Source organism: Haloferax sp. s1 (assembly GCF_058382125.1).
On sequence record NZ_JBZRPK010000624.1, the window covers coordinates 1 to 10,367 of the forward strand.

Genomic DNA, 10,367 nt, shown 5'->3' on the forward strand with positions numbered 1-10,367 from the left:
AGCATGCTCGGGAGTGGGGCGGCATCCCGGATAAGGGTTCGCCGCGGTCGGCGGTAGTTACGCTTCGTCCATCCGGTCGATGACGGACTCCAACTGGGCGGCGCGCGCCTCGACCGCCTCCTGACGGAGCGCCTCTTCTTCGGGTGTTGGACATTCGAGACGCGGCACCGGTGTGGTTTCGCCGTCGTCGTCGAGGGCGACGAACGTCAGGAACGACGACGTAGTCTTGCGGCGCTCGTCCGTCTTCGGGTTCTCCGCGTGCACGTCGACCTTCACGTCGACGCTCGTCCGGCCGACGTTGAACACGTACGCCTCCATGACGGCCACCTCGCCGAGGTCGATGGCGCTGATGAAATCGACGTGGTCCATCGAGGCGGTGACACACTGACGGTTCGAAAATCGCATCGCTGCGATTGCTCCGCAGATGTCCATCCAGTGGAGGACCGCCCCACCGAGCGCGCGTCCGAGGTTGTTCGTGTCGTTCGGCAGGAGCAGTTCGGTCATCTCGGTTCGCGATTCGGCGAGCGTCGATGTCTGTTCGCTCATGCGAGAGGGGTTGCACTAGGGGGGCTTGAAATCGTGGGACATGGCCCGGACTACCGCACTACTCGTCTACGTCCGTGTCAAACGCCTCTGGAGGCTGTCCAGCGGCGTCGAGTACCTCGTCGGAGATGAGAATCGGACAGTCCACGCGGATGGCGAGCGCGATGGCGTCGCTCGGGCGAGCGTCGAAGACGAACGTCCTCGATTCGCCCGCGTGGTACCGCTCGGCGTCGACTTTCGCGTAAAACGTGCCGTTCGAGAGGTCGTCAATGCGAATGCTGTCTATCGCGCCTCCGAACTCGGTCACCATCTCGGCGAGCAAGTCGTGCGTCAGCGGGCGTTCGAACTGTTCGCCGGAGAGACCGAGTTGAATCGCTTGGGCCTGGTCCGAGGTGATGACGATGGGTAAGAACTCGTCTCGGGCTTCGAGAACGACCGCCGGGACGTTCGACCCGTCTTCACCGACACCGACCCCGATACCGTGGACCACGGCACGGTGTTTCATGCCATGTAATAGTCGCGCGGAGTACGAATAATTACCCCACCAATCGGTCACCGCGTGTTACTCCGCTCGGTAACGGGCAAACTGGACGATTGCAATCGCGAGAAGGATAACGAGACCACCGGCGAAGAACGCGATTCCGGGTGGAATACTCTGTGCGGCCGCAGGTGCGGACTCGGCAGCCATCGTGACAGCCCCGTCCGAGCTTCCTGTTTCAGCAACTGGGAAGAGACCGCCGGGACCGCGCGTGGCAACCCACTGAACGAGCGCTGCGAGGAGACCCAACACGGCGACGCCGCCGAGAAGACTCGTTACCATGCTCGCGAGCCCCGTTCGCGTCTCTTCGGCCGCGGCGACGACGACCAGCGGTCGGTCCGCGGGCGCGTAGACTTTCATTTCGCGTCCTTTCTCGGAGTAGACGGTGTCGACCACCTCGATGAGACCGGCGTCGTCGAGTTTTCCGAGATGGTACTGGACGTTCTGGAGGGACGTGTCTACGCGCTCGGCGAGTTCGGCGGCGTTCGTCGGTTCTTCGTGGAGAAGGGCGAGTGCGCGCCGGGCCGTCTCCGACGAGAGCGCCGAGAGAAGTTCTGACGCCTCGTCGTCGTCGAGTCCGATGACGCGGGGCGAAGGCTCGTCTGCGGCGGAGGTATCTGGGGCGGAGGGCAGCAAACCGGCCATGAGAAGCGATACTACACGGGAGGATACAAACTTGTTGTCCCCCGAGCGGTCACTTCCCCCACCGAGTCACTCGCCCGCATCGACGACCAACACCCGCAAATCGTTGACGTTCGTTCCGGTCGCCCCCGATTCGACCAATGCACCCGCGTCCCGGAGCACCGGCAGTGCATCGTTTTTCGCCAAGGCAGCGTACGCATCTCGCGCAGCGACTGCCTCCGCGTCGACGATAGCTCCGGCGACGTCGGTGCCGCCGTCTTTCCCATCGCTGTCGATGCTGGCGAGGACGGCACCGTCCGGTAGTTCGGGCGCGGCCGCAAGGCAGAGTTCGAGGTTCGGCCCGCCGGACCCATCGCCGCGAACAGTCACGGTACACTCACCGCCGGACAGAACTACTGCTGGCGCGTCGAGCGGGTTTCCGGTCGCCAGCACTTCTTCCGCGACGGCGACGTGCGTTTTCGCCGCCTCTCGGGCTTCACCGCGGACGCGGGAGGAGAGAACGAGCGTGTCGTATCCTCGTTCTTGGGCCACGTCGCGGGCGGCGTCAAGAGCGGTGAAGGTGTCCGCGAGAATGTGGTTCGTCACTCGCTCAAACACCGAGTCACCCGGTTTCGGCGTCTCCGGAAGGTCACCAGCAGACCCGCGGGCGAGGCGCGTCCTGACCGACCGTGGTACGTCGAGGTCGAATCGGTCCAGCACGTCGAGCGCGTCGTCGTAGGTCGTCTCGTCGGGAGCCGTCGGTCCCGAAGCGATGACGCTGAGGTCGTTTCCGACCACGTCCGAGAGGACGAGTCCGACGACTGTCGCAGGCGCGGCGAGGCGGGCGAGACCACCGCCCTTGAGCGTCGAAAGGTGTTTCCTGACTGCGTTGAGGTCGTGAATCTCGGCCCCGCTTTCGAGGAGTTGGTCCGTCGTCTCGCGAAGGTCCGCGAGCGAGATGCCGTCGGCCGGGGCCGGGAGAACGGCGCTTGCGCCACCGGTGACGGCAACGAGGACGAGTGTTCGCTCGTCGAGGTCCGAAAGGAGCGACACGAGGTGGCGCGTGCTCTCGACGCCGCGCGCGGACGGGACCGGGTGGTCACCGGGAAGTCGTTCGATTCGGTTTCGGTTACTCGTTTCACCGCGGTCGTCTGGATGCGGCGTTACCACCACGCCATCGTCGATTCGCTCGCCGAGGATAGCTTCGAGGGCGTCCGCGACACCGTCACCCGCTTTCCCGCCGCCGACGACGAGGATGCGGTCGTACGCCGAGAGGTCGTAGGCCACGTTTGCGACGGTGAGCGTGTCGCCGTCGAGCGAAACCGACTCGCGGACGACGCGCTCGGGGAGGACGGCCTCGACCCCGGCCTGCAGGCAGTCGAGTGCTGTCTCGTGGGTCGGTTTTGGGGTTCGCGCGTCGAAACTGTGCATGATTCGTGGGAGATGCCGACACGGATAAAAGTCGTGGGCCGGTAATCCCGTCGATGAACGATTCGTCGCCCGGCGAGGGTCACGTCCGCGTCGTCGGCACGGCCCACGTCTCGGCCGACAGCGTCCGAGAGGTCGAAGAGACCGTCAAAGCGGAGCAACCGGACGTTGTCGCGGTCGAACTCGATGAAGGGCGCTACCGGCAGTTGAAGGGCGGGTCGCCCGACGACATCGAAGCAAGTGACCTCCTTCGCGGAAACACCGTCTTCCAGTTTATCGCCTACTGGATGCTCTCGTACGTCCAGGCGCAGATGGGAGAAAAGTTCGACGTAAAGCCCGGTGCAGACATGCTCGCCGCGGTCGAAACCGCGGAATCGGAAGGTCTCGACGTGGCGCTCGTCGACCGGAATATCCAGACGACCATCCAACGCTTCTGGCGGCGGATGGGCATCGTCGAAAAGATGCGAATGGCCGGCGAGCTACTGTTCGGCTTCGCGGACGCTCGCGGCGTTGGTGCGGTCTTCGGCATCGCCGTCGGGGTCTTCCTCGGCCCGCTCGTCGGACTCTACGGAGACGCGGTCGGCATCACCGACCTCATCCTGACTCGGACCGCGACCGCCGCGGTCGTCGGTGGAGCCGCTTCGTACATGCTGTACACGATTGCGTCGTTCTATCTCGACGGTGACGACGCCCTTCTCGCCGGACTCGGTGGGGGGACAGCGATTGGAATCATCCTCAGTTTCGGACTCGGTATCGGAACTGGACTCGCCACAGCGGTCCTCAAAGACCTCGGGATTGCCATCGTCGGCAGCCTCGTCATCGGTATCGTCGCTGGCGTCGCCGTGGGCGTTGTCGCCGGGGTCGTGCTGAACGCAATCGGCTTGTTCGCGCCTGCGGAGGGCGTCGAGGACTACGAGGAGTACGACATGGCCGACCTGACCGACGGTGACGTGGTGTCGGCGATGATGGAGGAGTTCCGCCGGTTCAGCCCCGGCGGCGCGGAGGCGCTCATCGACGAACGCGACGCCTTCATTGCACACAAACTCGTCGCACTCCGACAGTCCGGCCACGACGTCGTCGCCGTCGTCGGCGCGGGCCACAAAGCCGGTATCGAGAGCTATCTCGAACGCCCGGAAACCCTGCCGCCGATGGAGTCGCTCGTCGGCGTCAGCGAAAAGAAGGGCTTCCCGTGGGGGAAACTCATCGGGTTCGGCGTTACCGCAGTCTTCATCGGCTTTTTCGTCCTCCTCGCGATGGCCGGCATCAGCAACGAGCGGCTCTTGACAATCTTCGGTGCGTGGTTCCTCATCAACGGTATCTTCGCCGGCACGCTCGCCAAACTCGCCGGTGCGCGCTGGAGCGGTGCCCTCGTCGGCGGTCTCGTCGCGTGGATGACTTCCATCAACCCGCTTCTCGCACCCGGCTGGTTCACCGGCTACGTCGAACTCCGACACACGCCGGTCAACGTCGGTGACATCGGGAAACTCAACGAACTGCTCTCGGACGAGGAGACGCCGATTCCCGAACTCGTCGGACAGATGTTCGACGTGCCGCTTTTCAAACTCATCATGGTCGTCGCCATGACGAACATCGGGAGCATCATCGCCAGTTTCCTCTTTGTCACCTACGTCATCCCCGTCATCGCATCCGACCTCGGCGGCGCGTCGGGCGTCGCAAACCTGATGTTCGAAGGGGCGAGAAACAGCGCCGACCTCATCTGGAGGACGCTCACGTGAACGTCACGTTCTCCTCGCGGGAGCTACGTGACCTCGCCGTCGCGTGGCTTGCGCTCGGCCTGGCGTTCGCCATCTTCTTCGCCGGAGGTGGCAACCGCGCGCTCGCATTGCTCCTCAGCGGGTCGTTCGGTCTCGCGCTGATTGTGAGCCTGCTGACTGCTGGAGTGGGATTCCTGCTCCACGAGGTCGCACACAAAGTCGTCGCCGTCAAGTTCGACCAAGTGGCCGAGTTCCGTGCGGATTACGGAATGCTCGGCATCGCCGTCATGAGCGCTCTCATCGGATTTATCTTCGCCGCGCCGGGCGCGGTGTACCACCGCGGGATGCTCACCGACCGCGAACACGGCCTTATCGCTCTCGCCGGGCCGGTGACGAACCTCCTGCTCCTCGTCGCCTTCGTGCCGGTGTTCGTCGGCGGCATCATCATCGGGTCCGACGTCGTCCAACTTATCGGGTCGCGCGGACTCGTCATCAACGCCTTTCTCGCGGCGTTCAATATGCTTCCCTTCGGGTCGCTCGACGGGCGGACGGTCAAGTCGTGGAGCACATCGGTCTTTGCGGGCGTTCTCGTCCTATCTATCCTCCTGACCGTTGGGCTGCTCCTGTTCGTCGGGTTCTGACGCCCGCTCTCAGGTCTCCGGTCTTTTCTACCCATTGTTGGAGTGAATACCTCAGAGAATCATCCCGACATGGCGACAGCAGCCAAGACCAATCTCGGTGACGGCGTTGTAGGACCGAAGCGGCCGGGGCAATTCGAGTGTGGAACCAAAGTCAGAGGGGGCCAAACTGTCGGAGCAAGGTTGGAGAGCGGACCCAAGCAGCAGGCTAACCCAAAGCAGGAGGTCGTGGAGTTCGAGGCAGCGTTAGCAAGCCAAAAAAGCGGCGAGGGGAGTGGACCAAAAGGAACGAGGGGGGTAAGACGGGGTTCGAGTTCGATTGCAGGGGCAGACGACGCACGGAGTGGAAGACCAAGCGTCTGCGGGGACCGAGACGAATCCGGAACGGGGGTGCGTGTACTCGGTTAGTCTTGCCCGTGGTTGCGCCCGAGGACGAGCGTAGCCGCGTGCAAGGCAATGAGACCGGCGAAGAGGGGGAGTTCACCGGAATCGAGACCGCTCGCAAGCAGGGGCAGGTATGCGAGGGGCAGGGCAATCGCCGACCAAAACGCGAAGACCTTGAGCGGTTCGAACGCAATGCGGCCGAGCGTCGACGCAGAGTCCAGTGCGAGCGAGTCAGACGTGGAGGGGATTCCGGACATCGTCATTTCTGCATACGACGGGGACCATCATATAAGGGGCCGAGCGTTACCGTGAATTCGCTTCCTTTTCGGTTCATTCAACCATGTCCCAAACGAGACATTCTTCTTTCGTAACGTTTTACAAACGCCTTAAATCGTCCGAGAAGTTTTATCGACGGCTCTCGTAGTTTTTCGGAGATTCCGGAAATACTGTCTGCATTCGTCTTCGAGTCACACACAGGCACGAAATAATGGGTTGCCGAAGGGTGTTCAAAACCAATCGCGCGACGAGGTTTGGGGCCACATAACCGAGGGGCCAGCGTCGGGAATGGTCAGGAAGGAAACAATAAACCAAACATATGCGAGAAGGTGTATGAATAGGACCCTGTGATTTTATATTTCGGCCTAACTCGTACACGAACATGACGAAAGACGACTCCGAAGGGATGACCTACGCCGATGCAGGCGTCGACATCGAGGCGAGCGAGGCCGCGACCGCGGCGCTCGTTGCGCAGGTTGGCGGCGGGTCGGGCGACTATGCCGGACTCCTCGACATCGGCGACCGGTATCTGGGACTCGCTACCGACGGCGTCGGGACGAAACTCCTCGTCGCGGAGGCGCTCGGTGACTACTCGACGGTCGGTATCGACTGTATCGCGATGAACGCGAACGACCTCGTAGCTGCGGGTGTCCGACCCGTCGCGTTCGTGGACTACCTCGCGGTCGACGAACCGGACGAAACGTTCGCCGAACAGGTCGGTCAGGGACTCGCCGCCGGTGCCGAGGAAGCGGGCATCGAACTCGTCGGCGGCGAGACGGCAGTCATGCCCGAAGTCATCAACGGACTCGACCTCGCCGGAACCTGCGCGGGGCTGTCGAAGAAAGACGCCATCTTCCCGGGCGAAGCCGAAGTCGGAGATGTTCTCGTCGGCTTCCCCTCCTCGGGTATTCACTCGAACGGCCTCACACTCGCCCGAAAGGCCGCCACCACCGACGGCGACTACGACGACGCGTGGGACGGCGACGACTACGACACCATCGGCGAGGCGCTTCTCGAACCGACGCGTCTCTACACGTACCTTCTCGACGACCTGCGCGCGGCCGAGACGAACGCCGCAGCCCACGTCACCGGTGGCGGATGGACGAACCTCGAACGCATGGGGGAGTTCCACTACGTCGTTGACGACGCGTTCGACCCGCAACCGGTCTTCGAGTTCATCCAAGCACGTGGCGGCGTCTCAGACGAAGAGATGCACAAGACGTTCAACATGGGGACCGGCTTCGTCGCTGCCGTTCCCGAATCGAATGCGGACGAACTCGTCGAAGCGACAGACGGCCGTGTTATCGGCAAGGTCGAGGCAGGTGAGGGCGTCTCGATTCGGGGACTGGAATTATAAAACCAGAATGAACCCAGAGGATGTGGCAACCAATTAACTATTTACTATTCTATTTCCAATATGACATGTGGCACAACCACCACCAACTCCGAGCGGGATGCCACTCGTCGGACATAGCGTCGATTTCGCGTTCAATCCTTTCGATACGGTGGCTGACCTATTGGCGAACTACGGGGTCGGCGACGCAGTCGGGCTTGATGTGGTGGGTCTGGGTGACCTGTATGTGGTTGCGCACCCCGACCACTTCGAGCGGGCGCTCGTAACCGAGCGCGACGCCGTCACCAAAGGACACGAGTTCGAGGCCGCATTCGGTGATGCAGTCGTTGCCAGCGAGGGTGATAACTGGCGACGACAGCGGGCGGAACTTGACCCGTTTTTTACCCGGGGTCGAGTCAACGAGCACGCGCCGGTGATGCGCCAGCAAATAGAGCGACGGCTCGAGACGTGGCCCCAGTCGGGAACCCTCTCACTCGAAACCGAAATGAAATCGATGGCCCTCGAGGTCATCTTTGCGACCGTCCTCGGGCGAAAACTCGATATCGACGCCGACGAACGGGTTCGAGCCGCATCGGACGGCCTCAATGGGCGGTTCGCACCTGCGTCGTGGGTGCTCCCCGCGTGGGTTCCAACGCCGAGCCGCCGCCGGTTCAGGCGAGCAGAGAGGATGCTCCGCGAAGAGGTGCAACAGCTCATCGAAACCGCAGACGAGGACAGCCTCACAAAGCGCCTCACAGATGCGCTCGGAAGTGACTACCCGGAGACGGCCGAGTCGCTGGAGAATCAACTCATTGGAATGATATTCGCCGGTCACGAGACGACCGCACTGGCGCTCACATATACGGTGTACGTGTTAGCCGCACATCCCGACGTCCGCAAACAGGCCGTCGAGGAGGTGGACCGCGTCGTCAGCGACAGTCCAGTGACAGTCGACGAGTTAGGTCGACTTCCGGTGCTCGAACGAGTGATAAAAGAGGCGCTCAGGCTGTACCCGCCGGTTCACACGATTCCGCGTGAGACGACGAAACCGCTCCCCGTTGGGGAACGAACCATTCCTGCAGGCTCGGACCTCCATCTCTCTGTCATCCGTGTACACCGCGACGAACGCTGGTACGACGAGCCGTTCTCGTTCGATCCGGACCGGTGGACCAAGGCTATCGACCGGCCGGTCTATGCGTACTTGCCCTTTGGTGCTGGACCACGAAGCTGTCTGGGCCGGGCGTTTGCGCTTACCGAGATGAAAATCGTACTTGCGACGATGCTCCGGGAGTTCGAGATTGACTGGGGGAAAGACAAGCCGATAGAGATTATGCCGGAGATGACGACGCAGCCGAAGGGACAGACCCCTCTCGTCGTCCGCCGACGTTAGATGTGGGCGGCGATGTCGGCTTCGGTGATGATACCGACTGTTTCGCCACCTTCGACGATGATAATGGCCGAATTGTGGTCGAGGTACACGCCGATTTCGTCGAGCGTTGTGTTAGGTTCGACCGTCGTGACGCCTTCGGACATTACTTCGTTCACCGGTCGGTCGGTGACGTTATCTTCCTGAACGTGCCGGATATCCGCGGTCGAGATGATACCCAGCGGGCGACCGTTTTTGATGACCGGCAACTGCGAGAACCCGGTGTCGAGCATGATGTCGCGCGCTTGGCGGACGGAGTTGTCTGGTTCGACGCTTCGAACCGTCGTGTTCATGATGTCTTCGGCGCGGACGATTCGACCCTCTGCTTCGTCTAATGCTTCCACGATACGACGGAGCGTCGAGAGACGCGGGTCGACATCGCCACCCTCGATGCGGGCGATGAGTGGCTGTGAGACGCCCGCCATATCGGCGAGTTTACTCTGCGTTAGCTCCAGTGAGTTCCGACGTTCCCGGAGGTCCTGTGGCGTGGGGAGTTCCATGCCGTGCAGATAACCCATGGTTATGAAAAAGTTTTCTGGTCGCTCACTGAGTGTGTCATCGGTTACGCGCGTAAAAATCGAGTGTCGTAGCCGGTCGGCACACGGCGTGTCTCGGCTGGCGACGTCGTTCTCGGAGGTTACTGTTCTTCGTCGTCGAACTCCCTCACGTCGATAACGTCGAGGGGAACGTCACGGAGCGCGCCGCCGACTTCGCTCTTTGCGATACGGGAGGCGTGCTTTTCTCCGTCTGCGTTGAAAATCTTGATTTCGAGGAGTAGACCGACGAGTGCGGTGTTAGCCGCGATGAACGCGGAGTCGAACGGTTCGCCACAGGCGGGACACGGCGTCGCACCGACTTCGACTTCGACGTACTCCTTGTCCTTCTGATTGAGACGCTTGCCAGCTTCGCTGACCGCGACGCCGATGGCGTCGTCGATGTCTTCGACGTCCCGGACCAACCAGGCCGCCTCCATCGCGACGAGATAGTTGCTCATACATACGTTACGCACCGGTGGGGTTTCGTGTCTTGTGGTTCGCGCGGCGGGTTGTTAGTGGGTTACATGCCCACGGATACACATCCCACATGCAACCATGTAGAACCATGATAATTACAGGACGGCAGCAACCTTACCCCGGTCTCGACTCGCGCACGTACTGCGCATGCCACCCGGATAATCGTCATAACTTATGCGAATCCGCTCGGGGGGTGACACGCGACTCACGCCAAATGGTCGGATTCGTTGAAGGAGAGACAAGTACAGTTGAATCGACAGACAGCTCCGGGTTCCGATAGTCACCGTGGAGAGAAGACTTATAGTGGGGGACCACCCGAGCCACGACTGAGGACAACGGTAATGTTCCACCGCCTGACGAAATACATCCTGTTCGCCGCTTACCAGCTGTCGGTCGCAACCGGCATCGCACTGCTCCCCATCGCACTCGCTGCACGTCGAATGGGTGTGACC

General features: G+C 62.0%; 11 protein-coding genes. 4 read left to right on the forward strand and 7 right to left on the reverse strand.

The window, feature by feature from the left end:
- Positions 1-57 precede the first annotated feature (57 nt).
- The 4 genes from QT222_RS13300 to QT222_RS13315 all read right to left on the reverse strand — a co-directional run bounded on the left by QT222_RS13300 (position 58) and on the right by QT222_RS13315 (position 3,133).
- Positions 58-546: an acyl-CoA thioesterase gene (locus QT222_RS13300; protein ID WP_004056835.1), complete on the reverse strand. Its 489-nt coding sequence runs from the start codon at positions 544-546 to the stop codon at positions 58-60.
- Positions 547-604: 58 nt separating this feature from the next.
- Positions 605-1,048 (reverse strand): bifunctional nuclease family protein, encoded by a 444-nt coding sequence (locus QT222_RS13305; RefSeq protein WP_004056834.1) that lies wholly within the window; start codon positions 1,046-1,048, stop codon positions 605-607.
- 57 nt (positions 1,049-1,105) lie between these two features.
- Positions 1,106-1,726, reverse strand: a complete 621-nt coding sequence (locus QT222_RS13310) for an ArsR/SmtB family transcription factor (RefSeq protein ID WP_004056833.1) — start codon at positions 1,724-1,726, stop codon at positions 1,106-1,108.
- Positions 1,727-1,792: 66 nt separating this feature from the next.
- Positions 1,793-3,133: a glycerate kinase type-2 family protein gene (locus tag QT222_RS13315; RefSeq protein WP_491477445.1), complete on the reverse strand. Its 1,341-nt coding sequence runs from the start codon at positions 3,131-3,133 to the stop codon at positions 1,793-1,795.
- Between the two features lie 53 nt (positions 3,134-3,186).
- Here QT222_RS13315 and QT222_RS13320 point away from each other — a divergent pair, with 53 nt between their 5' ends.
- Together QT222_RS13320 and QT222_RS13325 are read left to right on the forward strand one after the other, a co-directional pair.
- Positions 3,187-4,866 carry a TraB/GumN family protein gene (locus tag QT222_RS13320; RefSeq protein ID WP_004056829.1) on the forward strand — a complete coding sequence of 560 codons (1,680 nt, stop codon included), beginning with the start codon at positions 3,187-3,189 and terminating at the stop codon, positions 4,864-4,866.
- Entirely contained in the window at positions 4,863-5,486 is a 624-nt protein-coding gene (locus tag QT222_RS13325) for a zinc metalloprotease (protein WP_491477446.1), read from the forward strand. The genes QT222_RS13320 and QT222_RS13325 overlap by 4 nt, the downstream gene beginning before the upstream one ends.
- A gap of 401 nt (positions 5,487-5,887) precedes the next feature.
- On the opposite strand, the gene QT222_RS13330 is transcribed toward QT222_RS13325, so the two are convergent.
- Entirely contained in the window at positions 5,888-6,124 is a 237-nt protein-coding gene (locus QT222_RS13330) for a DUF8028 family protein (protein ID WP_179955376.1), read from the reverse strand.
- A gap of 401 nt (positions 6,125-6,525) precedes the next feature.
- Between QT222_RS13330 and purM the strand changes: the two genes are divergently transcribed.
- Together purM and QT222_RS13340 are read left to right on the forward strand one after the other, a co-directional pair.
- Positions 6,526-7,500, forward strand: coding sequence for a phosphoribosylformylglycinamidine cyclo-ligase (purM, locus tag QT222_RS13335; RefSeq protein ID WP_004056823.1), 975 nt, complete (start codon positions 6,526-6,528; stop codon positions 7,498-7,500).
- A 67-nt stretch (positions 7,501-7,567) separates the two neighbouring features.
- Positions 7,568-8,866, forward strand: coding sequence for a cytochrome P450 (locus QT222_RS13340; RefSeq protein ID WP_491477447.1), 1,299 nt, complete (start codon positions 7,568-7,570; stop codon positions 8,864-8,866).
- On the opposite strand, the gene QT222_RS13345 is transcribed toward QT222_RS13340, so the two are convergent.
- Entirely contained in the window at positions 8,863-9,402 is a 540-nt protein-coding gene (locus tag QT222_RS13345) for a CBS domain-containing protein (RefSeq protein WP_004056819.1), read from the reverse strand. The genes QT222_RS13340 and QT222_RS13345 overlap by 4 nt on opposite strands.
- 137 nt (positions 9,403-9,539) lie before the next feature.
- On the reverse strand, positions 9,540-9,896 hold the full coding sequence (locus tag QT222_RS13350; RefSeq protein WP_004056817.1) for a DUF555 domain-containing protein: 357 nt from the start codon (positions 9,894-9,896) through the stop codon (positions 9,540-9,542).
- Between the last annotated feature and the right edge of the window lie 471 nt (positions 9,897-10,367).